The organism is Paraburkholderia sp. CI2, from assembly GCF_014201055.1.
GTDB lineage: Bacteria > Pseudomonadota > Gammaproteobacteria > Burkholderiales > Burkholderiaceae > Paraburkholderia > Paraburkholderia tuberum.
This window is the reverse complement of record NZ_JACHDL010000006.1, coordinates 1-24060: the sequence shown is the minus strand read 5'-3', so window position 1 is coordinate 24060 and position 24060 is coordinate 1. Positions and strand designations below refer to the sequence as shown.

Genomic DNA, 24060 nt, shown 5'->3' with positions numbered 1-24060 from the left:
TCGTCCTCAGGTAACGGCGCCGCGCTGGGCGAATTCAGGGGCCCGCCAGGCCTCGCGGGTGAGCACGTCGCGCAAGATTTCGACGGCGTCCCATACGTCAACGAAGCGCGTGTACAGCGGCGTGAAGCCGAAGCGCAGCACGTGCGGCTCGCGATAGTCGCCGATCACGCCGTGCGAGATCAGCGCCTGCATCACCTCGTAGCCGTGCGGATGTTCGAAGCTCGCGTGCGAGCCGCGCTGCGCATGCTCACGCGGCGTCACGAGCTTCAGTGGAAATTCGCTGCAACGTGTCTCGACGAGTTCGATGAACAGATCGGTCAGCGCGAGCGACTTCTGGCGGACCGCCTGGATAGACGTTTGCAGGAACACGTCGAGCCCGCATTCGACGAGCGCCATCGACACCATCGGCTGCGTGCCGCACAGGTAGCGGCCCACGCCGTTGTCGGGCTGATACGTCGGGTTCATCTCGAACGGCGCGCGATGCCCCCACCAGCCCGACAGCGGCTGCGCAAACTCGTTCTGGTGACGTCTGGGCACCCACACGAACGCGGGCGAACCGGGACCGCCGTTCAGATACTTGTACGTGCAGCCGACCGCGTAGTCGGCACCGACGCTGTTCAGATCGACCGGCACCGCGCCCGCCGAATGCGCGAGATCCCACAGCGCGAGCGCGCCCCTGTCGTGAATCAGCTTCGTCAGCGCGGCCATGTCGTGCATGTAGCCGGTGCGGTAGTTCACGTGCGTGATCATCGCGATCGCGGTGTCCTCGCCGATCGCGTCGGGCAGTTCGGACGGATCCTCGACGAGGCGCAGCTCGTAGCCGCGATCGAGCTGCTCGATCAGGCCCTGCGCGATATACAGATCGCTCGGGAAGTTGGAGCGCTCGGACACGATCACGCGACGCTTCGGATCGCGCGCATTGGCGAGCCGCACGGCGGCCGACAGCAGCTTGAACAGGTTGATCGAGATCGTGTCGGTAATCACGACTTCGTCTTCGGCCGCGCCGATCAGCGGCGCGAGCTTGTTGCCGAGTCGGCGCGGCAGCGCGAACCAGCCGGCATTGTTCCAGCTGCGGATCAGTCCTTCGCCCCATTCGGCGGCGATCACGGTCTGCGCGCGCTGCGCGGCGGCGGCCGGCGGCACGCCGAGCGAGTTGCCGTCGAGATAGATGGTCGTCGGCGACAGCGCGAACTGGTCACGCAGCGCTGCGAGCGGTTCGGCGCTGTCGAGCGCCACGGCTTCATCACGATGGTTCATGGTGGTTCGATGGGTTGGGTTGTCGGGTTGATCGCTCGCCGGGGAGCGTGGCTGAGCGCGAGCCGGGCAGTGCACGCAGCACCGCGCGCACCGGGCTCGCGTCGAGCGTGGTCAGCTTCAGCGGCAGCGCGATCAGTTCGTAGTCGCCGGGTTCGACCGCGTCGAGCACGATGCCCTCGAGAATCGCCATCCGGTGCGCGCGAATGCGGTGATGCGCATCCATCGTCTTCGATTCCTGCGGATCGAGCGACGGCGTGTCGATGCCGAGCAGCGTCACGCCGCGCGCGGCGAGCAGGTCGACGGTCTCGGGCGCGACCGCGCAGAACGCACTATCCCACTCGCGCGTCGGCGCTTTTCTGTAAGTGTGCAGTAAGACTCGCGGCGGCAAATCGTCGAGCGAGCCGGCCAGATGTTGTGGCGTCACAACAGGCGACGCGCCGATACAGTCAATCACTCTGCATAAACCGAGATATGCGTCGAGCGGCACGTTGCCGATCGCGGCGCCGTCGGCGTCGTAGTGCAGCGGCGCATCGGTATGCGCGCCGGTGTGCGGCGAGATCGTCAGACGCGCGACATTGACCGGCGAGCCAGCCTCCATGCGCCAGACGCGCTCGATGCCGACCGGCGTGTCGCCCGGCCAGACGGGCGTGGCGGTATCGACGGCGGGGGTGATGTCCCAGAGTGCTCGCATGACGGTGTCGACGGTTGGTGACTATCTCTAAATCATAGAGGTCAAGCGGTGAAATGTGATTGCGAAATAATCTCCTTAGCAGCCGTGTCTTGGAACATAATTTGAGTCAAACGGGAAAGGGAGACCGAATATGAACGCGATCTCGCTCGACGCCACCGATTGCCGTATCTTGACGGTGCTTCAGCAGGAAGGACGGATCAGCAATCTCGACCTGGCGGAGCGCATCTCGCTCTCGCCATCGGCCTGTCTGCGACGCCTGCGTCTGCTGGAAGAGCAGGGCGTCATCGAACACTACCGAGCGTGCCTGAACCGCGAAGTTTTGGGGTTCGAGCTGGAAGCGTTCGTGCAGGTATCGATGCGCAACGACCAGCAGAACTGGCACGAGCGCTTTGCCGAAGCGCTGCGCGACTGGCCAGAAGTGGTCGGTGCTTTCGTCGTGACCGGCGAAACCCACTATCTGCTGCGCGTGCTCGCGCACAACCTCAAGCACTATTCGGACTTCGTGCTCAATCGCCTGTACAAGGCGCCGGGGGTGATGGACATCCGCTCGAACATCGTGCTCGAAACGCTGAAGGAAGATTCGGGCGTGCCGGTGTCGCTCGTGAAGAAGAACAGCGGGCACGGAGCCACGCATAGCGACCGTTGAGGATGATGAGGGCGGGGCGCGCCGTTTTCGACGCGTCCGACCGACAGGCGCTACAGACGCCAGGGAAGCGCCGCGCCGCTCAAAGCGGCTTCAGGCCGTGGAACTGCGCGCTCTGGAACACGAGCGGCAGCATGTCCGCGGCATTTTCGTGCACACCGCAGCGCTCCACTTCGCCGACGAAAATCACGTGGTCGCCTTCCTCGTAGCGGCTGCGGTTATGGCATTCGAACCACGCGAGTGCGCCGTCGAGCACCGGCATGCCGCTGTCGCCCGCCGCGTGCGACACGCCCTCGAAGCGGTCGCCCTTCACGGTCGCGAAGCGCTTGCACAGATCGAGCTGCGTCGAGGCCAATACATTGATCACGTAGTGACTGTTGGCGCGGAACACCGGCATCGACGCGGAGCGCGTCGCGAGACTCCACAGCACGAGCGGCGGAGAGAGCGACACCGAGTTGAACGAACTGGCCGTGATGCCGATCAGTTGGCCGGACGCGGCGCGCGTCGTAATCACGGTGACGCCGGTCGCGAACTGGCTGAGCGCCTGTTTGAACGCGGACGGGTCGAAGTTGGGTGGGCTCGCGCGCTTCATCGGGGCGAGGCCCCCGTCGCGCGCCGTGTGAAAGACCGACTACGGCGCGAATCAAGGCGCGAATTGAAGCGTATACCCGCGCGGCGGGAAGCGGATGTTTCGAAAGTCATAGTGAAAATCGTTGATTTCCGCCAATTTTAACTGCAATCGCCGCGCGCGCCGCAGCACGATGCGTGCGGTGCGTGGCAGCCGGGCGGCCGCATCGGCGATCTCCTCGAAAGGCTGCACCCGAAAATTTGCCGATCGTGCTGGATCGAGGCGCGGGCGCGGCGCTTGCGTGTGTGAGGCACGGTTATTCACCCGTTGCGTGCCGGCGTTTCTATACTCGATATCTGCACGGCCGGATTTGCGGTCATTGCGCGACGGGTGCCTGACTCGTGCCTGACTGCGCCTTTCGGAACGCGTTTTCGGCCATATATTCGGATGCGGTGGCAGATACGGCGGCGCTACGCAGGCCGGCTGCCGATCATGGTGTGAATCTGATCCTGGGGTGAAGCTTATGAACGAGACAGCAACGCTCGGCGGTGGATGTTTCTGGTGCCTCGAAGCGGTGTATCTGGGCGTCGAGGGCGTCAATGCGGTGGAGTCGGGTTATGCGGGCGGTCACACGCGCCATCCGAGCTACGAGCAGGTCTGCGACGGCGACACCGGTCACGCGGAAGTGGTCAAGATCGACTTCGATCCGGCCAAGATCAGCTATCGCGAGATTCTCGACATCTTTTTCGCGATCCACGATCCGACCCAGCTGAACCGGCAGGGCAACGACGTCGGCACGCAATACCGCTCGGTGATCTTCACGCATTCCGACGCGCAGCGCGAAACCGCGCTGCAGGCGATTCGCGAGATCGGCGAACAGCGCATCTACGACGGCAAGCTCGTGACCGAGGTGCTGCCGCTCGGCGACAACTACTGGCCCGCCGAGGCCTACCACCAGAACTATTTCGCGCAGCATCCGAATCAGGGCTACTGCTCGTTCGTGGTAGCGCCGAAAGTCGCGAAATTCCGCCAGAAGTTCGCGCATCGGATCAAGGCGGGTTAGCGGCGCAGCGCGGGGATTGGAGTCGGCAACGGGCGGATGCGTAAGACCGCCCGCTGCTGTTCGTCACTGCGGTTCCTGTGCTCGCGATGGCACCTCGTCGCCGTTATCGCCGCGCCCCTGCGTGACACGCACGCAGGCTTCGACGATTTCTTCGGCCAGTTTCACGCAGCTGAGCGGCGCCGATCCCTCCGCCTTGTTGTTGACCGCGATCATGACCGGCTGACCAGCGAGCGCGTAACGCGCGGCCAGTTCGGCGAGCGACGCGCGCGTCGCCGGATCTTCGTCGACGAGCCGGTTGAACGGCTCGTACTTCGCCTTCGCCTGTTCGTACTTGAAACCGCCGTGCAGGCTCCAGCGCACGATCAGCGGACCGGCCGGCTCGCCATCGAGCAGCGCGAGCGCCGCGGCCTGGCGCAGCGGATCGGGCATCCGCGCATGAATGCCGACGCAGTAGCGCACGCCAGCCGTCTTCAGCATGCGGATGAAGCGCGGCGTGAGCAGGCTCGCGTCGCGAATCTCGACCGCGTAGCAACTGCCGTCGGGCAGCCCGGGCAGCGCGTCGAAAAACTCTCCCAGTCGTTCGATGAATACCGCCGGCTGCGCGAGCATCTGATCCGGCAGCGGCGAGAACTGGAACACCAGCGCGCCGGCCTTTGCGCCGAGGCCTTCGAGGCAGGGCGTGACGAAATCGTCGATCGCCATCCGCGCGTTCAGGAAGCACGGGTTCAGCGACACCGGCTCGCCGCGCTCGGCGCGCACGGTGGCGTCGGTGATCGTCATCGGCGCCTTGACGATGAAGCGGAAGTGCTCGGGCACCTGCTGCGCGTAGCGCAGGTATTCGGTGACCGTCAACGCCTGGTAGAACGAGCGGTCGATGCTGACCGACTTCAGCAGCGGATGTGCGCCGTACGCACTCAAGCCCTCGCGCGACAGTTTGCTGTTGCTGTAGTCGTCGCTGTAGACGATGCCTGTCCAACCCGGGAACGACCATGTCGACGTGCCGAGGTGGATCTGCGGCGGCAATTGCGCCGCGAGCGCGAGCAGCTCCGGCGACGGCGGTGCAGCGAGCACGGCGCGGCTGCGGCGCTTTTTCGGGGCGTCGGCGGAGGCCGGGGCGGAGTCTGGTTCAGGAGCGGGGCTGTCGGGCGGGGTGTCGGCTTCGAACAGCGACGCGGGGGCGTTGGATATTGCGGTCTTCGGCGTGCGCTTGTGCTCTGGCTGCGCGGCAGCGCTTGCGGCCGAATCGGCTTCACGTGCGGACATGGCCGGCGCTTCTGCCGCGGCCTCCACCGGCATCCCGAACAGATCGAACTGCTGCGTGGCCTGATGCGCCGCATCGTCCGCGCGGCCGTCCTTGCCGTTCAACGGCTCTTCAACGTCACTCGTCCTGCTCTGGTCCATCAATGTCCGGCCTGCTGTTCATCAGAATTGCGCCGCGGCGCGCGCTTCATGCACGCCGCCGCGGCGCGACCGGTCACAAACCGGGTCACAGCCGGGTCACAGCGGTTTTTCGTACATGTAGCGGCGCGACCACGGCAGGGTTTTCGCGCTGCGGCCGGCTTTGCGGCACACCACCTGGAAAATCGACACGTCGTCGTTTTCGAACGCATACGCGCAGCCGGCCAGATACACGCGCCAGATGCGGAATTTTTCGTCGTCGACGAGCTTGCGCGCCTGGTCTGCGTGGGCCTCGAAATTTTCCGCCCAGATGTCGAGCGTGTGCGCATAGTGACGGCGCAGGCTTTCGACGTCAACCGGTTCGAGCCCGCCGCGCTGCATCGCTTCGAGCGCGAGGCCGATGTGCGGCAGCTCGCCGTCCGGGAACACGAAGCGGTCGATGAACTCACCGCCGCCGAGCGCGGTTTCGCCGCTGTCGGCGTCGCTCGACGTGATGCCGTGGTTCATCGCGATGCCGTCGTCGGCGAGCAGATCGTGCATTTTCTGGAAATAGCCGGGCAGGTTCTTGCGGCCGACGTGCTCGAACATGCCGACGCTCGTGATGCGGTCGAACTGCCCCTTGATGTCGCGATAGTCCTGCAGGCGGATATCGATCTGGTTTTCGAGGCCCGCCGCTTTCACGCGCGCGGTGGCGAGATCGAACTGGTTCTGCGACAGCGTGACGCCGACGCACTTCGCGCCGAACTTCTGCGCGGCGCGCAGCACGAGCGCGCCCCAGCCGCAGCCGATGTCGAGCAGACGCTGCCCGGGCTGCAGCTGGATTTTGGTCAGAATGTGATCGATTTTCTTCAGCTGCGCGGTCGCGAGGTCTTCGGTGCCGGTCTCGAAGTACGCGCACGAGTAGACCATGTTCTCGTCGAGCCACAACTTGTAGAACTCGTTCGAGACATCGTAGTGATACTGGATCGCTTTCTTATCCGACGTCTTCGAGTGATTGAAGTAGCGCCGCACGCGCGCGAGCTTGCCGGCGCTCGTCACGGTGCTGCGCGCGAGCTGATAGCCGATATTGATGATGTCCGACAGCTTGCCCTCGATGTCGATCTTGCCTTTGACATAGGCCTCGCCAAGATTGTCGAGGCTCGGTTCGAGCAGATAGGGCAGCGCGGTTGCGCTCTTCACGTGTAGCGTGACCCGGGGCGCGGCGAACTGCCCGAAGTCGTGTTGCTGACCGTCCCACAGCACGAGGCGTGCGGGCAGGTTAGCTGTGGTTTTGACATCTTCAACCCACTGCGCCAGCTTTTTCTCCCAGAACATGTGATCTCTCCGTGTTCGTTGATTTAAAGCAAAGCTATGTGGATCACGACACGGCGCGGCGCATTCCGCGGGCCGCGCAACGCAATCCCGCCGACGCGCGCCGCTACGTTGGCGCCGCCGCCGGCCTCATTCGTCCGGTTATCGACCGGTCAGGGCGACAGGCGTGCGATCAGCCAGTTGGCGCTTTCTTCCGCGCGCGTGTAAAGCAGACGATCGTGCAGCCGAGACGGCCGCCCCTGCCAGAATTCGATCGCGTCGGGCACCAGACGGTAGCCACCCCAGTGCGGCGGACGCGGAGGATTTTCGCCGTATTGCAGGCTGATTTCGCGTTCGCGTACTTCGAGCTGCGAACGGCTTTCAATCACCTGACTCTGATTCGATGCCCATGCGCCGATCCGCGAGCCGAGCGGACGAGACGCGAAATACGCGTCACTGTCTGCCTCGCTCGTTTTGACGACGCGGCCCTCGATGCGCACCTGGCGTTCGAGTTCGATCCAGTGAAACAGCAGGCTCGCGTAGGGGTTCACGTTCAGTTCGCGGCCCTTGCGGCTTTCATAGTTGGTGAAGAATACGAAACCGCGCTCGTCGACGCCCTTGATAAGCACGATGCGTGCCGAAGGCCGGCCGCGCGCGTCGACCGTGGCCAGCGTCATTGCATTCGGCTCGGGCAGCTTGGCGTCGATGGCCTGCTGGAACCACGTGTCGAATTGACGGAACGGATCGTGGTTGACGTCGGCAACGTCCAGTGAGCCCAGCGAGTAGTTTTTTCGAAGCTCGGCGAGTGAGATCATGTTCTTATGCGAACGCTACAGTGTGGGCCAAGTATAGCTAAGGCGTCAGGTTTTTGCGCGCGAGCGGAGCAACGTATGGCGCGGCGCATGTTGCGCCAGCGCAAGCCTGCAACATCGCGTCGCTGCTCGTGGTCCTGCGCGGCTGTTTTCACGTGTTCAGGCAAAATACGGGCTGCGCGCCCCATTTGCCAAAGCAATTTGCCCAGGCGATTTGCCAAAGCGCCGCCGCTTGCTTTGTTCCGCCTGTGTTTTCGAGCCCTGCCATCATGTCCAGCACCACCGCGCAATCCGATCTTACTACCAGCCTCGACGCGAACGAAACCGCCGACCGCGCGCGCCGTTTCGGCGGCATCGCCCGTCTGTATGGCGCGCCCGCGCTCGCCGCATTCGAGGGTGCGCACGTCGCGGTGATCGGCATCGGCGGGGTGGGGTCGTGGGTCGCGGAGGCGCTTGCGCGCAGCGCGCTCGGCACGCTGACGCTGATCGATCTCGACAACGTCGCGGAAAGCAACACGAACCGGCAGATTCACGCGCTCGACGGCAACTACGGAAAACCGAAGGTCGAAGCGATGGCCGAACGCATCGCGGCAATCAATCCGTACTGCGAGGTGCGGCTGATCGAGGACTTCGTCGAGCCGGACAATTTCGCGGCCACGCTCGGCGGCGGCTTCGACTATGTGATCGACGCGATCGACAGCGTGCGCACGAAGACCGCGCTGATCGCATGGTGCGTCGAGCGCAAGCAGCCGCTGATCACGGTCGGCGGCGCGGGCGGTCAGCTCGACCCGACGCGGATCCGCATCGACGACCTCGCGCTGACGATCCAGGACCCGCTGCTGTCGAAGGTGCGCGGGCAGTTGCGCAAGCAGCATGGCTTTCCGCGCGGGCCGAAGGCGAAGTTCAAGGTGAACGCCGTGTATTCCGACGAGCCGCTGATCTATCCGGAAGCGGCCGTCTGCGATATCGATGAAGAAGCCGAGCACGTGAGCACGTCGCCGGGGCATACGGGGCCGGTCGGCTTGAACTGCGCGGGGTTTGGCTCCAGCGTGTGCGTGACCGCGAGCTTTGGTTTTGCGGCCGCGGCGTACGTGTTGCGGGAGCTGGCGAAGAAGGCGACGGTTTAGGTGGCAGCCCGGGCGGCGGTTTCAACCGCGCTGACCCAGGCTGCCATCGGGCAAAACATCACAATCGATCAATACAACGATGCGCTCAGCCTGCGCCGCCACTGCGACACCAGCTCCGGCTGATGCGCGGCCAGATCGAACACCGACAACATCGTCTTGCGGCCGATATCGTCGCGGAACGCGCGGTCGCGTTGCACGATCGCGAGCAGATGTTCGAGCGCCTGCGCGTATTTGCGTCGCGCGATAAACGCATTCGCAAGATCGAAGCGTGCTTCGAGATCGTCGGGGTGGCCGGCGACACGCGCTTCGAGCGCATCGGTGGGCGGCAGGTCCGCGGCGGCGTCCACCGCGTCGAGCCGCGTCTTGATCGCGTTGAAACGCGCGTCGATGCCTTGCGTGGTTTTCGGCGACAGCAGATCGACTTCGTTGCGGGCCTCATCGATGCGGTTGTCTTCGAGCAGTAACTCGATGCGGTCCATGCGCGCGTCGTCGAAGCCCGGGTCGTAAGCGAGCGCCGCTTGCAGCAGGTCGTAGGCGTCGTCGCGGCGGCCTTCGGCGAGCGCGGTCTGCGCTTCGATGCGCGCGGCCGGCGCCCCTTGCGGCACGAGCCGGTCGAGGAACTCGCGCAGCTGCCCTTCCGTCAGCACGCCGACGAACTGATCGACGGCCTGGCCGTCGGCGAACGCGATCACGTGCGGAATGCTGCGCACCTGGAAGTGCGCGGCCAGCTCGTGGTTCTCGTCCACGTTGACCTTCACGAGCTTCCATTTGCCGGCGGCTTCGGCTTCGAGCTTTTCGAGCATCGGGCCGAGACTCTTGCAGGGGCCGCACCACGGCGCCCAGAAATCGACCAGCACGGGGGCCAGCATCGACGCCTTGATGACGTCCTGTTCGAAAGTGGCCAGAGTGGTGTCCATTGCGTCCTCGTCGATAGAAACGGTTTGTGAACAGGCGCTAGGTGGGGCCGAATCGCGCGAATTCAATGCGGTGATTCGCGCGCGGCCCGGCGCCGTCACTTGCGCTGCGGCAGCGGAATCCATTCGGTTTCGCCGGGCACGTGGCCCATTTCCTGATTGGTCCACGCGAGCTTCGCGGCTTCGATTTTCTCGCGCGAGCTCGCGACGAAATTCCATTCGATGAAGCGCTCGCCGTCGAGCTTCTCGCCGCCGAGCAGCATCGCGCGCGCGCCGTGCGTGCTCGCGAGCGTGACGGTTTCGTCGAGCGCGAGCACGGCCATCTGGCCCGCTTCGAGCGGCGTGCCGTCGATCTCCAGATCGCCTTCCACCAGATATACACCGCGCTCCTCGTGCTCCGGTTCGAGCGCGAACGCGCTGCCCGGCGTGAAGTCGGCGGCGACGTACAGCGTGCCCGAAAACGTCGCGACCGGCGACACCGCGTCGAACGCGGTGCCCGCGATCACGCGCAGCGTCACGCCGTTGCGCTCGACGACCGGCAAGGTCGCGGCCGCGTGATGCGCGAACGACGGCTCGGCGTCTTCATCGGCGAGCGGCAGCGCGACCCAGGTCTGGATGCCGTGAATCGTCTGGCCGCGCGCGCGGTCTTCCGGCGGCGTTCGCTCCGAATGGACGATGCCGCGCCCGGCCGTCATCCAGTTGACGTCGCCGGGGACGATCTTCTGCTCGGAGCCGAGGCTGTCGCGATGCATGATCGCGCCGTCGAACAGATAGGTGACGGTCGCGAGGCCGATATGCGGATGCGGGCGCACGTCGAGGCCGCTGCCGGGTTCGAGGGTCGCGGGGCCCATGTGGTCGAAGAAAATGAACGGGCCGACGAGGCGCGCCGCCATCGCAGGCAGCACGCGCCGCACGGTCAGATTGCCGATGTCGCGTAAGTGCGGTTTGAGGACGGCTTTGATCGAGGAAGTCATGGGCAGGCTCGACGGGAAAGTGAAGGAGAAGGCTCGAATGGTCGATTCTACTGCGCGTCGCGCGCGGCCGACGGCATCGGCGCACGCTCGCCATGAGCGGGCGCACCGAAGCGAATTTGCGGCCTCCGTTACACTGCCAGATCGAACCATTTCTTTGGAGACCCGGATGTCGCCCAGGGACTTGCTGCTCGCGCTGATCGTCGTGCTCGCATGGGGCGTCAATTTCGTCGTGATCAAGGTCGGCCTGCACGGCGTGCCGCCGATGCTGCTCGGCGCGCTGCGCTTTACGCTCGCTGCGGTCCCGGCGGTGTTTTTCGTCAAGCGGCCGCAGATGCCGTGGCGGTGGCTGTTCGCCTACGGCGCGACGATCTCGTTCGGGCAATTCGCGTTCCTGTTCTCGGCGATGTACGTCGGCATGCCGGCGGGGCTTGCATCGCTGGTGCTTCAGGCGCAGGCGTTTTTCACGCTGATCTTCGCGGCGCTGTTTCTGCACGAGCGCTTCCGTTTGCCGAACGTCGCGGGTCTGCTGATCGCCGCGGCGGGGCTTGCGGTGATCGGCCTGCAAGGCGGCCACACGATGTCCGTCGCTGGTTTCCTGCTGACGCTGTGCGCCGCGTGCATGTGGGCACTCGGCAACATCGTTACGAAGAAGGTCGGCAAGGTCGATCTGGTCGGACTCGTCGTGTGGGGGAGCCTGATTCCGCCGCTGCCGTTTTTCGCGGCGTCGTTCGTGTTCGAAGGGCCGCGCGAAATCGCCGCCGCGCTGACCGGTATCAGCGCGCGGTCGGTCTTCGCGATCGTCTATCTGGCGTTTATCGCGACGCTGCTCGGCTATGGCTTGTGGAGCCGTCTGCTGTCGCGCTATCCGGCGAGCCAGGTCGCGCCGTTCTCGCTGCTGGTGCCAATCGTCGGACTCGCGTCGGCGTCGCTGCTGCTCGGCGAGCAACTGTCTGCGATGCAGGTGGCGGGCGCGTTGCTCGTGATGGCGGGGCTCGCGGTCAACGTGTTCGGCGGCTGGGTCGTGCAGCGCTTGATACCGGCACGCTGAGCAATCGTTGCGCCACGGGTTGCGAGCGTGAACAACAAAGCGGCCGGCGGGCCGTTTTGTGATTGCTTCGTGTGTGCCGACATCACGTCATGCGGCTCTTTGCGAGCGGCGGATTCGCCGCGAAATAGCGCTTGATGCCGGTCAGGATCGCGCTGGCCATCTTGTCGCGATACGCGTCGTCGTTGAGGCGGCGCTCTTCGTCCGGATTGCTGATGAACGCGGTCTCGACGAGGATCGACGGAATGTCCGGCGCCTTCAGCACCGCGAAGCCGGCCTGCTCGACCGAGCCCTTGTGCAGCTTGTTGATGTCGCCGATCTCTTTGAGCACGAAGTTGCCGTAGCGCATCGAGTCGCGAATCTGCGCGGTGGTCGACATGTCGAACAGTGCGCGGTTCACGGTGGCGTCGTCGGACTTGATGTTGATGCCGCCGATCAGATCCGACGAGTTCTCCTTGTTCGCCATCCAGCGCGCGGCCGCGCTCGACGCGCCGTGCTCCGACAGCGCGAACACCGAGGAGCCCTTCGCCTCGGGCGTCGTGAACGCGTCCGCGTGGATCGACACGAACAGGTCCGCGCCGACGCGGCGCGCTTTCTGCACGCGCACGTTCAGCGGCACGAAGAAGTCGGCGTCGCGCGTCATCATCGCGCGCATGTTCGGCTGCGCGTCGATCTTCGCGCGCAGCTTCTTCGCGATGTCGAGCGCGACGTGCTTCTCGTAGGTGCCTGCGCCGCCGATCGCGCCCGGGTCCTCGCCGCCATGACCCGGATCGATTGCGACGGTGAGCAGTCGCACGGTGTTGCTGCGGCTCGACTTCGGTGTGGTGAATGCGTAGGTGTCGCCGTTGTCGCCGAGGTTGTCGTTGTTGCTGTCGAGCCCGCGTGCGGTGTTGTTGCTGTTGGCGTTGCCACCCTTGTTGCGCGCCAGTGCGGCAGGCGGCGCGGAGGGCGCGGACGGCGCCGCCTGCCTGCCGGCAATGACCGGCGCGGACGGCGCCGTCGTGCCATGCGTGGGCGGATGCGGTACGCCCGGGGCGCCATTGCCGGCGCCACCGTTCTGCGCGTAGTGCTCGAAGAACGCTTCGCTGTTGTCGACGGGCGGCGCCGTGCCGGGGCCGGCAAGCGTCGCGGGCGGCGCGCTGTTTTCTTCGTTGAGCGCCTGCTGCTTGCGCTCGGTCTGCGCGAGCAGGTCCATCAACGGATCGGGCGCGACAGCCGGATACAGGTCGAACACGAGCCGGTACTTGTACGCGCCGACCGGCGGCAGCGCGAACACCTGCGGCTTCACCGAGCCCTTCAGGTCGAACACCATGCGCACCACGTGCGGCTGATACTGCCCGACCCGCACCGACGAAATCTGCGGATCGTTTGGTGTGATCTTCGAGACCAGCTCCTTCAGCGCCTGATCGAGGTCGAGGCCGTTCAGATCGACGACGAGCCGGTCCGGTCCCTGCAGCAGTTGCTGCGTGTTCTGCAGCGGCTGATCGGATTCGATCGTCACGCGCGTGTAGTCGCGCGCGGGCCACACGCGCACGCCGAGCACCGAGCTCGCAAACGCGAGACGCGGGGCGACGAGGCCGAGCACCAGCGTCGACGCACCGGCGCGCAGGATTTGCCGGCGCCGCCAGTTATGCGTTGCGCCCGCCGCCGATTCGATCGAATGGAATGGTTTGATTAACATCTTTCGAGACATGCCTTTCCTGATTCGCTATAAGCACGTGCGACGAGTACGCGTGCGTCCGCGTTTGCGTCTGTGTTGCCGACGAGCCCGAGCGAGAAGACGAGATCCGGCACGCCGAGCAGCGGTCCCGCGCGTTGCGGCCATTCGACGAGGCAGACCGCGCCGCTGTCGAAATATTCGCGAAAGCCCGCGTCGGCCCATTCGGCCGGATCGGTGAATCTGTACAGATCGAAGTGATAGAGCGCGAGTTCCCCGGCGGGCCGCTCGAGCACATACGGTTCGACGAGCGTGTAGGTCGGACTGCGCACGCGGCCGGTGTGGCCGAGGCCGCGCAAGGTCGCGCGCACGAGCGTGGTTTTGCCGGCGCCGAGGTCGCCGACCAGTTGGACTTGCAGGCCGTGGAACGCGGGGCCGCTTGCGGCGCCAGGCTGGGCTGGCTGTGCCTGATGCGAGGCCGCGCGCACGCTTTCGATCGCCTGTGCGAAGCGCGCGCCGAACGCCTGCGTGGCGGCTTCGTCCGCGAGCGCGAAAGAGCGTTCGAGCAGCACGGGAGCGGACGGTAGGGGCGCGTGATCGGGATTGACAGGCATTCTCGTAAAATGGCGTGATGAACCGAAGTCCGAAGTCCCCTGTTTTCTGCACGCCCGCATCGGCCGATGATGCCATGCGAGCTTCTGGCGCAACGTCCCGTTTCGACGAGGCGGCGCTTCGTGCGCTCGCGCTCGACATCAAGACGTGGGGCCGTGAACTCGGTTTCGGGGCGATCGGCATTAGCGATACCGATCTGTCGGCCGCCGAAGCGCCGCTTGCAGCGTGGCTCGAAGCGGGTTGCCACGGCGAGATGGATTATATGGCCAAACACGGCATGAAACGCGCGCGGCCGGCCGAGCTTGTGGCCGGCACGCGACGCGTGATCACTGCGCGCATCGCCTATTTGCCTGCGCAGACGCTGGGAGCAGAGGCGGCTGAAGGGGCGCATGAAGGGGGACATGAAAGCGCGCCTGAAAGCATGCCGCAAGACGTAACGCAACCCGCCTCACGCGCCACACCCCGCGCGCGCGACTGGCGCGCGGCCGAGCACGCGCGGCTCGCGGACCCGTCGACGGCGGTCGTGTCGATCTACGCGCGCGGCCGCGACTATCACAAGGTGATGCGTCAGCGCCTGCAACAACTGGCCGACCGGATCGAAGCGGCGATCGGGCCGTTCGGCTATCGCGTGTTCACCGATTCGGCGCCGGTGCTCGAAGTCGAGCTCGCGCAGAAGGCCGGCATCGGCTGGCGCGGCAAGCACACGTTGCTGCTGCAGCGCGACGCCGGCTCGCTGTTTTTCCTCGGCGAGATCTATGTCGACATCCCGCTGCCGACCGACGCCGAAACCTCACCCGAGGCCGCGCCCGAAACGCCGGGCTCGCATTGCGGCAGCTGCGCGCGCTGCATCGGCGCCTGTCCGACCGGCGCGATCGTCGCGCCGTACAAGGTCGACGCGCGGCGTTGCATCTCGTATCTGACGATCGAGCTGAAGGGCAGTATTCCGCTCGAGCTGCGGCCGCTGATCGGCAATCGGGTGTACGGCTGTGACGATTGCCAGCTCGTGTGTCCCTGGAACAAGTTCGCGCAGGCCGCACCGGTCGCCGATTTCGACGTGCGGCACGGGCTCGATCGCGCGTCGCTGGTCGAACTGTTCGCGTGGAGCGCCGAGGAGTTCGATACGCGCATGCAGGGCAGCGCGATTCGCCGCATCGGCTACGAGAGCTGGCTGCGCAATCTCGCGGTCGGCATGGGTAACGCGTTGCGCGCCGCGCCAGGAAGTCTCGACCTCGATGCCCGTGGCGCGATCGTGCTGGCTTTGAGGCAGCGAGCCGACGATCCGTCGGCGGTCGTGCGCGAGCATGTGGAGTGGGCGCTCGAAGCGGCGTAAAGTCGTGGCAATTCGGTGCCGGCAATCTGGCACGCTAGGGTCTGTTTACATATGGAACGCACGGGCATTCCCCTGGAATGAAATTCAGAACTGGGGTTGCCGCGAGAAGGGCCGCTCGCTGCGTCATGCTCCTTGCGAATACGTCGAGTATTCGCTGCGTCGCAATCCTTGCGAGCGGCCCTTCTCGCGGCAACGCACGTGCGTTCCATATGTAAACAGACCCTAGAGGAGCAGGCAATCATGTTCAACGCAGTGATCGATGCGCCGTTCGGCAAGATCGGCATCCGGCTCGAAGGCGAAGCCGTGCGCGAGATCGTCTATCTGCCCGACTCGACGCCCAACGTCGCGCCCGACACGCCGCTCGCACGCGAGGTGGCCGAACAGATCGAGCGTTATTTCGAGCACGCGTCAGCGAAATTCGAGCTGCCGCTCGCCGAGTGCGGCACCGCGTTCCAGCGGCGCGTGTGGCAGGCGATCAGCGACATCCCGCCCGGCGTCGTGCTGACTTACGGACAACTCGCGAAGCAGCTCGGCAGCGTGCCGCGCGCGGTCGGCCAGGCGTGCGGCGCCAATTTCTTTCCGATCGTGATTCCGTGTCACCGCGTGGTGAGTTCGAGCGGCATCGGCGGCTTCGCGCACGATGGCGGCGACGGCTTCTTCCGCAACGTGAAGCGCTGGTTGCTCGCGCATGAAGGTGTGCCGTACGTATGAGCACGAGCACCACCAATACCGCTGTACACGTCGAAGACACAGCCGCCGCATCACCGCTGCTGCTGACCAGCTCCGCATCGATCGACGCCTTCTGCGACGCGCTGTGGCTCGAGCATGGCCTGTCGCGCAACACGCTCGACGCGTATCGCCGCGACTTGCGGCTCTTCTGCGAATGGCTCGCGCACACGCGCAATGCTTCGCTCGACACCGCGAGCGAAGCCGACCTGAGCGCCTACAGCGCGGCGCGGCAAAAGGACAAGGCGACCTCGGCGAACCGCCGGCTGTCGGTGTTTCGCCGCTATTACGCGTGGGCGGTGCGCGAGCATCGCGCGGCCGCCGATCCGACCTTGCGCATCCGCTCGGCGAAGCAGCCGCCGCGATTTCCGTCGACGTTGAGCGAGGTCCAGGTCGAAGCGTTGCTCGGCGCACCCGACATCGACACGCCGCTCGGCTTGCGCGATCGCACGATGCTCGAGTTGATGTACGCGAGCGGCTTGCGCGTGACCGAACTGGTCACACTGAAAACCGTCGAGGTGGGACTCAACGAAGGCGTCGTGCGCGTCACTGGCAAGGGCTCGAAGGAGCGGCTGGTTCCGTTCGGCGAAGAGGCGCACGCGTGGATCGAGCGCTATCTGCGCGAGGCGCGCCCGGCGCTCCTCGGCCCGCGCGCGGCCGATGCGCTATTCGTGACGACACGCGCGGACGGCATGACGCGCCAGCAGTTCTGGAACATCATCAAGCGACACGCGCAGGCCGCGGGCGTCCATGTGCCGTTGTCGCCGCACACGCTGCGGCACGCGTTCGCGACTCATCTGCTCAATCACGGCGCGGATCTGCGCGTCGTGCAATTGCTGCTCGGTCACACCGATATTTCGACGACGCAGATCTACACGCACGTCGCGCGAGAGCGGCTGAAATCGCTGCATGCGCAGCATCATCCGCGCGGGTGAGCACGACGTGAAGCGCGCGGGTGCCCGCGCGCTTCACACGACCTCGCGTAACCGGTGCTTGAGAATCTTGCCGGTCGATGCGGCCGGCAGCGCCGCGAGCACCTTCAGCTCGGCTGGCCGCTTATACGGCGCGAGCCGCTCGCCGCACCACGCGATCAACTCCGCGGGCGTGACCGTCGCGCCGGAAACCAGTTCGACGAACGCGATCACCTCCTCGTTGCCCTCGACCGCGCGTCCGATCACCGCCGACTGCACGACCTGCGGATGCGCGTTCAGCACGTGCTCGACCTCGGCCGGATACACGTTGAAGCCCGAGCGGATGATCAGCTCCTTGCTGCGCCCGACGATATGCAACGCGCCGTCCGCGGCCTGCCGCGCGAGGTCGCCGGTCTTCAGCCAGCCATCCTCGGTGACGGTCGCGCGGGTCTGCTCGGGGTTGCGGTAATAGCCGAGCATCACGTTCGGCCCGCGCACCCATAGCTCGCCGATCTCGCCCGGCGCGGCGTCGGCGCCGTCGAGCCCGACGAACTTCACTTCGACGCCCGGAATGACTTCGCCGACCGAGCAATCGGCGCGCGGTGCGTCGACCATCGTCTGCGACACGGTCGGGCTGCTTTCGGTCATGCCGTAGCCGTTGTGCAGCGGCAGACCGTACACGGCTTCGACCTGCGCCTTCAGCGCGGCGTCGAGCGGCGAGCCGCCCGAGTACGCGAAGCGCAGTCGCGGCGCGGACCATGCGTGGCCGTGCGTGTGCAGATGTTCGAGCAGCTTCGCGTGCATCGCCGGCACGCCCTGGAAGATCGAGACGTGCTCGGTGGCGAGGGCGAGGCGCACCGCTTCCGGCACGAAGCGCGGCGCGAGCCGCAACGTCGAGCCCGCATGCAGGCTGCCGAGGCACACCGACGCGAAGCCGTACACATGCGAGATCGGCAGCACCGCATAGACGACGTCGTCGGGCCCGACCTGGCGCAGCCGGCTCGACACGGCCGCGATGTACAGCAGATTGCGATGCGACAGCATCACGCCTTTCGGCGTGCCGGTGGTGCCGGTCGTGTAGATCAGCGCCGCGCATTGGCGGTCGCTGGCGGCTTCGACGGCTTCGGCTTGCACGCTGCTGTCCACCGCATACGACCATGCGCCGATGTCCGGCGACAGCGTGGGTGCGTGCGTCGCTCGATGCCGCTCAGCATGCTGGCGCGCGTCGGGCGAGCTTTCGAGCGCATACGCGATAACGCGCGGTTGCGCATGCGCGCGGATCGAATCGAGTTCGGCGGCCGACAGTCGGGCGTTCGACACGAGCGCCCACGCATCGAGCTTCGCGGTCGCGAACAGCAGCACGATTTGCGCGATGCTGTTCTCCGCGACGATCATCACGCGATCGCCGCCGCGCACGCCCCAGTCGCGCAGCAGCGCGGCGGCCGCATCGACGGCCTCGCGCAGTTGCGCGTTGGTCAGGCGGCGCGCATCTTCGATCAGCGCGACATGCCGCGGATCGCGTGCGGCGGCGAGCGCCGGAATGTCGCCGATGCGCGCGGGCAGGGCGGCGAGCAGCGCGGGGATATCGATCGTGGAACGGATGGATGAAGCCTGCTTCAACACTGTCTCCTCTTTACCAATTCGTAGCCCTGCGCGCAGTATCTCGCACCGCGCCGGCATATTTTCGAACGATCGTGCCACAAGTGTCGAACCCGCACAATTGGCCATCCGGCAAATAGCCGTTGTGCAAACTCGCCATTACAATGCGCCGATGAGCAAATCCAGACATGTGTCGGAAACACCCGCCACGCAGCTGCTGCGCCGTCACGGCGTCACGTTCGGCGAGCATCCTTACGACTACGTCGAGCATGGCGGCACCGCGGAATCGTCGTGCCAGCTCGGCGTCGACGAGCATCACGTCGTGAAGACGCTGGTGATGGAAGACGAGCACGCGAAGCCGCTGATCGTGCTGATGCACGGCGATCGCACCGTCAGCACCAAGAACCTCGCGCGGCAGATCGGCGCGAAGCGCGTCGAGCCGTGCAAGCCCGAGGTCGCGAACCGGCATTCGGGTTATCTGATCGGCGGCACGTCGCCGTTCGGCACGCGCAAGCAGATGCCGGTGTATGTCGAGTCGACCGTTCTCGAGATGGACAAAATCTGGTTGAACGGCGGGCGGCGCGGCTTTCTCGTCAGCATCGAGCCGAAGGTGCTCACCGATCTGCTCGCGGCAAAGCCGGTGCAATGCGCGAGCGTGGACTGACGCCGATGAGCGGGTTGACGTTTGCCTGAATGTTTTTCGCGCGGACGCGTTCGGTAAAATGTGCGCCGCCCTGATTCGACGGGCATGCCCTGTTGCGGTTGGGGTATCGAATGTCAGACCGCGATCCTTATAAGAGTCCCAGATGCAAAACCTGATCGTCGCTGTCATTGCCTATCTGATCGGTTCGTTGTCGTTTGCCGTGATCGTGAGCGCCGCGATGGGTCTCGACGACCCGCGCTCGTACGGCTCGGGCAACCCGGGCGCCACCAACGTGCTGCGCAGCGGCAGCAAGAAGGCCGCGATTCTGACGCTGATCGGCGACGCCTTCAAGGGCTGGTTGCCGGTATGGCTGGTCGTGCATTTTGGCGCGCGTTACGGGCTCGACGAGCGCGCGATCGCGATTGCGTCGCTTGCGGTGTTTCTCGGTCACCTGTATCCGATTTTCTTCCGCTTCAAGGGCGGCAAAGGCGTCGCGACCGCCGCGGGCGTGCTGCTCGCGATCAACCCGACGCTCGGCGTCGCGACCTTGCTAACCTGGCTGATCGTCGCGTTCTTTACGCGCTACTCGTCGCTCGCGGCGCTGTGCTCGGCGCTGTTCGCGCCGCTGTTCTACGTGTTTCTGTTCGGGCCGCGCATCGTCGCGCTCGCGGTTCTGGTGATGAGCCTGCTGCTCGTGTGGCGGCATCGCGGCAATATTGCGAAGCTGATGCGGGGGCAGGAGAGCCGTATCGGCGACAAAAAGAAGGCAGCCGGTCCGGCGGCGGGCAACGATCTTTGAAGTGGGCTGAGCGCTTCGCCCGGCCCGATGGCCCGATGCGAAGCGCTTCCGGGTCCGCGTGAGGCTCGTTGCAAGCCAGGCGCGTCGTGCCGCTTAGTCGCGGAAGTTGTTGAAGTCGAGCGGCGTGTCGGTCACGTCCTTGCGCAGCATCGCGATCACGCTTTGCAGATCATCGCGCTTCGCACCGGTGATGCGCACCGCATCGCCCTGAATGCTCGCCTGCACCTTGATCTTGCTGTCCTTCACCAGACGCACGATTTTCTTCGACAGATCGCCCGAGACGCCCTTCTTGATGTTGATGACCTGCTTGACCTTGTCGCCGCCGATCTTCTCGATCTTGCCGTAGTCGAGGAAGCGCACGTCGACGTTGCGCTTGGCCATTTTCGACAGCAGCACGTCCTTCACCTGGCCGAGCTTGAAGTCGTCGTCGGCGTACGCGGTGATTTCGTTTTCCTTGTGTTCGACGCGCGCGTCGGACCCCTTGAAGTCGAAACGCGTCGAAATTTCCTTGTTGGACTGCTCGATCGCGTTCTTGACTTCGATCATGTTCGCTTCGCAGACGACGTCAAACGATGGCATTGCTTTCTCCCAATAGTGCGGCAGTGCGCGACACAGCCGGTCGGCTGAGCGCGAGGCACTCGCTATAATCACGGACCGGACGTCATTTTACCGACGCCGCTCTCTTTTGCCCAAGGCCGCCGCGCGGCGTCGCGACGGCGGGCGATCCCGCGTCGGGCGGCGCCGCTCGTGTCGTCAGGCGCGTCGTTGGTTGTTTTTGTCGTTTCCTGTCGCTTCCCGTCGTTGCCCTGTTGCCATTCCGATGTCCCAATCCGCTCTTGCCGCTCCCGCCGTCGCGTCCCTCATGCCCGGCTATCCGCTGAAGGCCCACAACACGTTCGGCTTCGACGTACGCGCGCAGTTCGCGTGCCTGATCGAGCGTGAGGAACAGTTGCTCGCCGCGGTGCGCGATCCGCGCGTCGAGGGCCTGCCGCGCCTCGTGCTGGGCGGTGGCAGCAACGTCATGCTGACCGGCGACTTCGCCGGGCTCGTACTGCTGGTGGCGCTGCGCGGGCGCCGCGTGGTGCGCGAGGATCAGGATGCGTGGTATGTCGAGGCGGCTGGCGGCGAGCCGTGGCACGAGTTCGTCGCGTGGACGTTGGCGCAGGGCATGCCCGGCCTCGAGAATCTCGCGCTGATACCTGGCACGGTCGGCGCGGCGCCAATCCAGAACATCGGCGCGTACGGGCTCGAAATGTGCGAACGCTTCGCGTCGCTGCGGGCGATCGAGCTCGTGACCGGCGAGGCCGTCGAACTCGACGGCGATGCGTGCCGGTTCGGCTATCGCGACAGCCTTTTCAAGCGGGAAGGGCGCGAGCGCTTCGTGATTGCGTCGGTGACGTTCCGTTTGCCGAAGGCGTGGCAGCCGCGCGCGGGCTACGCGGATCTCGCGCGCGAGCTGGCGGCGCGCGGTCATGCGGCGAGCGCTGGCCAAGCCGAGGGTGCGGCCACGCAGCCGACCGCGCAAGCCATTTTCGATGCGGTCGTCGCCGTGCGGCGTGCGAAGCTGCCCGATCCGCTCGAACTGGGCAACGCGGGGAGCTTCTTCAAGAATCCGGTAATCGATGCCGCCCAGTTCGAGGCGCTGAAGCGTCGCGAGCCGGAAGTCGTGTCGTATGTGCAAGCGGATGGGCGGGTGAAGCTGGCGGCCGGCTGGCTGATCGACCGATGCGGCTGGAAGGGCCGCGCGATGGGCGCGGCGGCCGTGCATGAGCGACAGGCGCTGGTGCTGGTGAATCGCGGTGGCGCTAGCGGCACGGAAGTGTTGGCGCTGGCACGGGCGATCCAGCACGACGTGTTCGAGCGATTTGGCGTGGAACTGGAGGCGGAGCCAGTTTGCCTGTGAGCGGCAGTTCTCTCTTTTCGCGCTGAGTTGCCCCGCGGAGCGTCGCCGCCGACGAATGCAAAAGGCGCCGGGAGTTTTCTCCCGGCGCCTTTTTTGTGCCCGCGGTTCCGGCGCGTGTATGGACCAGCGGTTCGCTCAGTGATTGAGCTTGCCGAGCAGCAGGTATTCCATCAACGCCTTCTGCACGTGCAGACGGTTTTCCGCCTCATCCCACACGACGCTCTGCGGTCCGTCGATCACTTCCGCGCTGACTTCTTCGCCGCGATGCGCGGGCAGGCAGTGCATGAAGAGCGCGTCGGGATTCGCGCGCGCCATCATGTCGGCGTCGACGCACCAGTCTGCGAAGGCCTTCTTGCGCGCTTCGTTCTCGGCCTCGAAGCCCATGCTGGTCCACACGTCGGTGGTGACGAGATCGGCGCCCGTGCAGGCTTCGTTCGGGTCGTCGAATTCCTCGTAGAACGATGCGCTTTCCGCCGCGACGAGCGCGCGGTCGAGCTTGTAGCCGGGCGGCGTGGACAGGCGCAGCCTGAAGCCGAGAATCTGCGCGGCTTCGATCCACGTGTACAGCATGTTATTCGCGTCGCCGACCCACGCGACCGTCTTGTCGCGAATTGGACCGCGATGCTCGAAGTACGTGAAGATGTCTGCGAGCACCTGACACGGGTGGTATTCGTTCGTGAGCCCGTTGATCACCGGCACGCGCGAATTCTCGGCGAAGCGCTGGATGATGTCCTGGCCGAACGTGCGGATCATGATGATGTCGACCATGCGCGAGATGACCTGCGCGGCGTCTTCGATCGGCTCGCCGCGGCCGAGCTGCGTGTCGCGCGTGCTCATGAACACGGCGTGGCCGCCCAGCTGGAAGATGCCGGCTTCGAACGACAGGCGCGTGCGTGTCGAATTCTTTTCGAAGATCATCGCCAGCGTGCGGTCATGCAGCGGGTGATAGGTCTCGTAGTTCTTGAATTTGCGTTTCAGGATGCGCGCGCGCTCCAGCACGTACTCGTAGTCTTCCAGCGAGAAGTCCTTGAACTGCAGGTAGTGGCGAATTTTCTTGGCGGTCATGAAACAAATACGGCGGTCTCACCCGGCAGGGTTGCCGGACTGCGCCGCCGTCGGTTTGGTGGTAACTCCATGCAGCATAAAGGATTTCGCCTCGTTTGACGAGTCGGCGGGAGGGCGCCGCAAGCGATTCGAAAGCGTCGTATCGGGCTTCGCGGGGTCATCGGAAGGCGCTTGTGTGCGCTGCGGAAAAGGGCCCGCTGCGCTATAATCTGCGGGTTATCCCAAAGCCCAGCAGGCCGGCGTTTCGCATGAAGAAACGCGGCTCGCGCGGCGCGGAAAGCCTGTCACGGCGTGGCCGTCATGACAGACGCCAGAGCGGTTCAGCCGGTTCGCCGCAGCGGTTCTCGTGGTGCGGTTCGTCATTGTTGCGTTAGCGCCAGATCCCACGCACGTCGCAGGTGGCTGCAAGCGCTTGCCGTACATGCCGCTTGCGGTGAGTTCGAGCGTACAACTGGCGTCGCCGGTTGGTCGTCATTCCGCTGGGCAGTCACACAGGTATTTCTACATGGCCGAAGCAGCTCCAATCGAATATTTCATTCAGGGCATTACGTCGACCGGAAAAAAATTTCGGCCGAGCGACTGGTCGGAGCGGCTCGCGGGCGTCATGTCGTCGTTCGGGCCCGGCGTGAGGAAGGGGCCGAACGCCTATATGCAGTACTCGCTGTACGTGCGGCCGACCATGATCGGCGACCTCAAATGCGTGATTCTCGATTCGCGGCTGCGCGACATCGAACCAATGGCCTTCGATTTCGTTATGAACTTCGCGAAAGACAACGACCTGTTGGTCACCGAGGCGTGTGAACTGGAACTCGAGCATGCGCCTGCGCCGCAAGCCAAACGGCACGTCATCTGATGTAAGTCGACCGGATCGGCAAAAGCAAAAAAACAAAAACCCGCAAGCAGCGGGTTTTTTTGTGGCTGGCAATTGAGCCAAAACAAAATCTATGGTCAGCCTGACTTTTGCAAGCGAGGTGGTGTTGACGTAAATTGGGCTTGCGCAAATCTATCCGGGGTCGTTGTGGGAACAGGTTCC

25 protein-coding genes are annotated in these 24060 nt (G+C 65.1%); 11 read left to right on the top strand and 14 right to left on the bottom strand.

From position 1 onward, the window contains the following. Positions 1-6: 6 nt before the first annotated feature. Both kynU and kynB read right to left on the bottom strand, forming a co-directional pair. On the bottom strand, positions 7-1257 hold the full coding sequence (gene kynU, locus HDG32_RS10655) for a kynureninase (RefSeq protein WP_184066421.1): 1251 nt from the start codon (positions 1255-1257) through the stop codon (positions 7-9). After that, positions 1244-1948 (bottom strand): arylformamidase, encoded by a 705-nt coding sequence (gene kynB / locus HDG32_RS10650; RefSeq protein WP_184066418.1) that lies wholly within the window; start codon positions 1946-1948, stop codon positions 1244-1246. Before kynB ends, kynU begins: the two co-directional genes overlap by 14 nt. Positions 1949-2078: 130 nt before the next feature. On the opposite strand from kynB, the gene HDG32_RS10645 reads away from it, so the two are divergent. Beyond that, complete coding sequence (locus tag HDG32_RS10645; RefSeq protein ID WP_013090375.1) at positions 2079-2594, top strand: Lrp/AsnC family transcriptional regulator; 516 nt, start codon at positions 2079-2081, stop codon at positions 2592-2594. A gap of 79 nt (positions 2595-2673) precedes the next feature. On the opposite strand, the gene HDG32_RS10640 is transcribed toward HDG32_RS10645, so the two are convergent. Both HDG32_RS10640 and HDG32_RS10635 read right to left on the bottom strand, forming a co-directional pair. Continuing rightward, entirely contained in the window at positions 2674-3183 is a 510-nt protein-coding gene (locus HDG32_RS10640) for a flavin reductase family protein (protein ID WP_090801653.1), read from the bottom strand. 51 nt (positions 3184-3234) lie between these two features. After that, complete coding sequence (locus tag HDG32_RS10635) at positions 3235-3483, bottom strand: hypothetical protein (RefSeq protein ID WP_184066416.1); 249 nt, start codon at positions 3481-3483, stop codon at positions 3235-3237. A gap of 199 nt (positions 3484-3682) precedes the next feature. Between HDG32_RS10635 and msrA the strand changes: the two genes are divergently transcribed. Further along, complete coding sequence (gene msrA / locus HDG32_RS10630) at positions 3683-4222, top strand: peptide-methionine (S)-S-oxide reductase MsrA (RefSeq protein ID WP_184066413.1); 540 nt, start codon at positions 3683-3685, stop codon at positions 4220-4222. A 63-nt stretch (positions 4223-4285) separates the two neighbouring features. Here the strand turns inward: msrA and HDG32_RS10625 are convergent, their stop codons facing one another. From HDG32_RS10625 to pdxH, 3 genes are all read right to left on the bottom strand, one after another. Further along, a complete protein-coding gene (locus tag HDG32_RS10625; protein WP_184066410.1) occupies positions 4286-5623 on the bottom strand; it encodes a DUF72 domain-containing protein in 1338 nt (445 codons plus the stop codon). A 96-nt stretch (positions 5624-5719) separates the two neighbouring features. Further along, complete coding sequence (locus HDG32_RS10620) at positions 5720-6934, bottom strand: cyclopropane-fatty-acyl-phospholipid synthase family protein (protein WP_184066409.1); 1215 nt, start codon at positions 6932-6934, stop codon at positions 5720-5722. A 149-nt stretch (positions 6935-7083) separates the two neighbouring features. Further along, entirely contained in the window at positions 7084-7725 is a 642-nt protein-coding gene (gene pdxH, locus HDG32_RS10615) for a pyridoxamine 5'-phosphate oxidase (RefSeq protein ID WP_090801646.1), read from the bottom strand. A 266-nt stretch (positions 7726-7991) separates the two neighbouring features. Here pdxH and tcdA point away from each other — a divergent pair, with 266 nt between their 5' ends. Beyond that, positions 7992-8849 (top strand): tRNA cyclic N6-threonylcarbamoyladenosine(37) synthase TcdA, encoded by an 858-nt coding sequence (tcdA, locus tag HDG32_RS10610; protein WP_184066406.1) that lies wholly within the window; start codon positions 7992-7994, stop codon positions 8847-8849. A 68-nt stretch (positions 8850-8917) separates the two neighbouring features. Here the strand turns inward: tcdA and trxA are convergent, their stop codons facing one another. Then, the gene (gene trxA / locus HDG32_RS10605; RefSeq protein WP_090801643.1) at positions 8918-9766 is read right to left on the bottom strand and encodes a thioredoxin; all 849 of its coding nucleotides are present in this window, start codon (positions 9764-9766) and stop codon (positions 8918-8920) included. A gap of 95 nt (positions 9767-9861) precedes the next feature. Next, a complete protein-coding gene (locus tag HDG32_RS10600) occupies positions 9862-10737 on the bottom strand; it encodes a pirin family protein (protein WP_184066403.1) in 876 nt (291 codons plus the stop codon). Between the two features lie 166 nt (positions 10738-10903). On the opposite strand from HDG32_RS10600, the gene HDG32_RS10595 reads away from it, so the two are divergent. Continuing rightward, positions 10904-11785: an EamA family transporter gene (locus HDG32_RS10595; protein ID WP_184066400.1), complete on the top strand. Its 882-nt coding sequence runs from the start codon at positions 10904-10906 to the stop codon at positions 11783-11785. 82 nt (positions 11786-11867) lie between these two features. On the opposite strand, the gene HDG32_RS10590 is transcribed toward HDG32_RS10595, so the two are convergent. Together HDG32_RS10590 and tsaE are read right to left on the bottom strand one after the other, a co-directional pair. Beyond that, positions 11868-13475 (bottom strand): N-acetylmuramoyl-L-alanine amidase, encoded by a 1608-nt coding sequence (locus HDG32_RS10590; RefSeq protein ID WP_184066397.1) that lies wholly within the window; start codon positions 13473-13475, stop codon positions 11868-11870. After that, a complete protein-coding gene (gene tsaE / locus HDG32_RS10585) occupies positions 13457-14053 on the bottom strand; it encodes a tRNA (adenosine(37)-N6)-threonylcarbamoyltransferase complex ATPase subunit type 1 TsaE (RefSeq protein WP_184066394.1) in 597 nt (198 codons plus the stop codon). The genes HDG32_RS10590 and tsaE overlap by 19 nt, the downstream gene beginning before the upstream one ends. Before the next feature lie 17 nt (positions 14054-14070). Between tsaE and queG the strand changes: the two genes are divergently transcribed. The 3 genes from queG (at position 14071) to xerD (ending at position 17042) form a co-directional block, all read left to right on the top strand. Continuing rightward, the gene (queG, locus tag HDG32_RS10580; protein ID WP_184066382.1) at positions 14071-15381 is read left to right on the top strand and encodes a tRNA epoxyqueuosine(34) reductase QueG; all 1311 of its coding nucleotides are present in this window, start codon (positions 14071-14073) and stop codon (positions 15379-15381) included. A gap of 240 nt (positions 15382-15621) precedes the next feature. After that, entirely contained in the window at positions 15622-16092 is a 471-nt protein-coding gene (locus HDG32_RS10575; protein WP_090801634.1) for a methylated-DNA--[protein]-cysteine S-methyltransferase, read from the top strand. Then, complete coding sequence (gene xerD / locus HDG32_RS10570; RefSeq protein ID WP_184066380.1) at positions 16089-17042, top strand: site-specific tyrosine recombinase XerD; 954 nt, start codon at positions 16089-16091, stop codon at positions 17040-17042. The genes HDG32_RS10575 and xerD overlap by 4 nt, the downstream gene beginning before the upstream one ends. A gap of 33 nt (positions 17043-17075) precedes the next feature. Here xerD and HDG32_RS10565 read toward each other — a convergent pair whose 3' ends face one another. Continuing rightward, the gene (locus tag HDG32_RS10565; protein WP_184066377.1) at positions 17076-18638 is read right to left on the bottom strand and encodes a class I adenylate-forming enzyme family protein; all 1563 of its coding nucleotides are present in this window, start codon (positions 18636-18638) and stop codon (positions 17076-17078) included. 151 nt (positions 18639-18789) lie between these two features. Here HDG32_RS10565 and ybaK point away from each other — a divergent pair, with 151 nt between their 5' ends. Beyond that, positions 18790-19281, top strand: a complete 492-nt coding sequence (gene ybaK, locus HDG32_RS10560; protein ID WP_184066375.1) for a Cys-tRNA(Pro) deacylase — start codon at positions 18790-18792, stop codon at positions 19279-19281. 142 nt (positions 19282-19423) lie between these two features. Next, on the top strand, positions 19424-20059 hold the full coding sequence (gene plsY / locus HDG32_RS10555; RefSeq protein WP_184066363.1) for a glycerol-3-phosphate 1-O-acyltransferase PlsY: 636 nt from the start codon (positions 19424-19426) through the stop codon (positions 20057-20059). Positions 20060-20152: 93 nt separating this feature from the next. Here plsY and HDG32_RS10550 read toward each other — a convergent pair whose 3' ends face one another. Then, complete coding sequence (locus tag HDG32_RS10550; RefSeq protein WP_184066349.1) at positions 20153-20638, bottom strand: YajQ family cyclic di-GMP-binding protein; 486 nt, start codon at positions 20636-20638, stop codon at positions 20153-20155. Between the two features lie 283 nt (positions 20639-20921). Between HDG32_RS10550 and murB the strand changes: the two genes are divergently transcribed. After that, positions 20922-21962, top strand: coding sequence for a UDP-N-acetylmuramate dehydrogenase (murB, locus tag HDG32_RS10545; RefSeq protein ID WP_184066346.1), 1041 nt, complete (start codon positions 20922-20924; stop codon positions 21960-21962). 135 nt (positions 21963-22097) lie between these two features. Here murB and argF read toward each other — a convergent pair whose 3' ends face one another. After that, entirely contained in the window at positions 22098-23027 is a 930-nt protein-coding gene (gene argF, locus HDG32_RS10540) for an ornithine carbamoyltransferase (RefSeq protein WP_018421631.1), read from the bottom strand. A gap of 505 nt (positions 23028-23532) precedes the next feature. Here argF and HDG32_RS10535 point away from each other — a divergent pair. Beyond that, the gene (locus HDG32_RS10535; protein WP_008923011.1) at positions 23533-23880 is read left to right on the top strand and encodes a DUF3579 domain-containing protein; all 348 of its coding nucleotides are present in this window, start codon (positions 23533-23535) and stop codon (positions 23878-23880) included. Positions 23881-24060 lie beyond the last annotated feature (180 nt).

What these genes read in the sequence shown, in the direction of transcription:
- pdxH (WP_090801646.1), bottom strand. Translation starts at nt 7,725, where the DNA reads ATGATCTCACTCGCCGAGCTTCGAAAAAACTACTCGCTGGGCTCACTG.
- HDG32_RS10535 (WP_008923011.1), top strand. Translation starts at nt 23,533, where the DNA reads ATGGCCGAAGCAGCTCCAATCGAATATTTCATTCAGGGCATTACGTCG.
- HDG32_RS10600 (WP_184066403.1), bottom strand. Translation starts at nt 10,737, where the DNA reads ATGACTTCCTCGATCAAAGCCGTCCTCAAACCGCACTTACGCGACATC.
- HDG32_RS10625 (WP_184066410.1), bottom strand. Translation starts at nt 5,623, where the DNA reads ATGGACCAGAGCAGGACGAGTGACGTTGAAGAGCCGTTGAACGGCAAG.
- queG (WP_184066382.1), top strand. Translation starts at nt 14,071, where the DNA reads ATGAACCGAAGTCCGAAGTCCCCTGTTTTCTGCACGCCCGCATCGGCC.
- HDG32_RS10645 (WP_013090375.1), top strand. Translation starts at nt 2,079, where the DNA reads ATGAACGCGATCTCGCTCGACGCCACCGATTGCCGTATCTTGACGGTG.
- HDG32_RS10575 (WP_090801634.1), top strand. Translation starts at nt 15,622, where the DNA reads ATGTTCAACGCAGTGATCGATGCGCCGTTCGGCAAGATCGGCATCCGG.
- plsY (WP_184066363.1), top strand. Translation starts at nt 19,424, where the DNA reads ATGCAAAACCTGATCGTCGCTGTCATTGCCTATCTGATCGGTTCGTTG.
- xerD (WP_184066380.1), top strand. Translation starts at nt 16,089, where the DNA reads ATGAGCACGAGCACCACCAATACCGCTGTACACGTCGAAGACACAGCC.
- tcdA (WP_184066406.1), top strand. Translation starts at nt 7,992, where the DNA reads ATGTCCAGCACCACCGCGCAATCCGATCTTACTACCAGCCTCGACGCG.
- HDG32_RS10620 (WP_184066409.1), bottom strand. Translation starts at nt 6,934, where the DNA reads ATGTTCTGGGAGAAAAAGCTGGCGCAGTGGGTTGAAGATGTCAAAACC.
- ybaK (WP_184066375.1), top strand. Translation starts at nt 18,790, where the DNA reads ATGAGCAAATCCAGACATGTGTCGGAAACACCCGCCACGCAGCTGCTG.
- msrA (WP_184066413.1), top strand. Translation starts at nt 3,683, where the DNA reads ATGAACGAGACAGCAACGCTCGGCGGTGGATGTTTCTGGTGCCTCGAA.
- HDG32_RS10590 (WP_184066397.1), bottom strand. Translation starts at nt 13,475, where the DNA reads ATGTCTCGAAAGATGTTAATCAAACCATTCCATTCGATCGAATCGGCG.
- HDG32_RS10595 (WP_184066400.1), top strand. Translation starts at nt 10,904, where the DNA reads ATGTCGCCCAGGGACTTGCTGCTCGCGCTGATCGTCGTGCTCGCATGG.
- HDG32_RS10640 (WP_090801653.1), bottom strand. Translation starts at nt 3,183, where the DNA reads ATGAAGCGCGCGAGCCCACCCAACTTCGACCCGTCCGCGTTCAAACAG.
- trxA (WP_090801643.1), bottom strand. Translation starts at nt 9,766, where the DNA reads ATGGACACCACTCTGGCCACTTTCGAACAGGACGTCATCAAGGCGTCG.
- HDG32_RS10550 (WP_184066349.1), bottom strand. Translation starts at nt 20,638, where the DNA reads ATGCCATCGTTTGACGTCGTCTGCGAAGCGAACATGATCGAAGTCAAG.
- argF (WP_018421631.1), bottom strand. Translation starts at nt 23,027, where the DNA reads ATGACCGCCAAGAAAATTCGCCACTACCTGCAGTTCAAGGACTTCTCG.
- kynB (WP_184066418.1), bottom strand. Translation starts at nt 1,948, where the DNA reads ATGCGAGCACTCTGGGACATCACCCCCGCCGTCGATACCGCCACGCCC.
- murB (WP_184066346.1), top strand. Translation starts at nt 20,922, where the DNA reads ATGCCCGGCTATCCGCTGAAGGCCCACAACACGTTCGGCTTCGACGTA.
- tsaE (WP_184066394.1), bottom strand. Translation starts at nt 14,053, where the DNA reads ATGCCTGTCAATCCCGATCACGCGCCCCTACCGTCCGCTCCCGTGCTG.
- kynU (WP_184066421.1), bottom strand. Translation starts at nt 1,257, where the DNA reads ATGAACCATCGTGATGAAGCCGTGGCGCTCGACAGCGCCGAACCGCTC.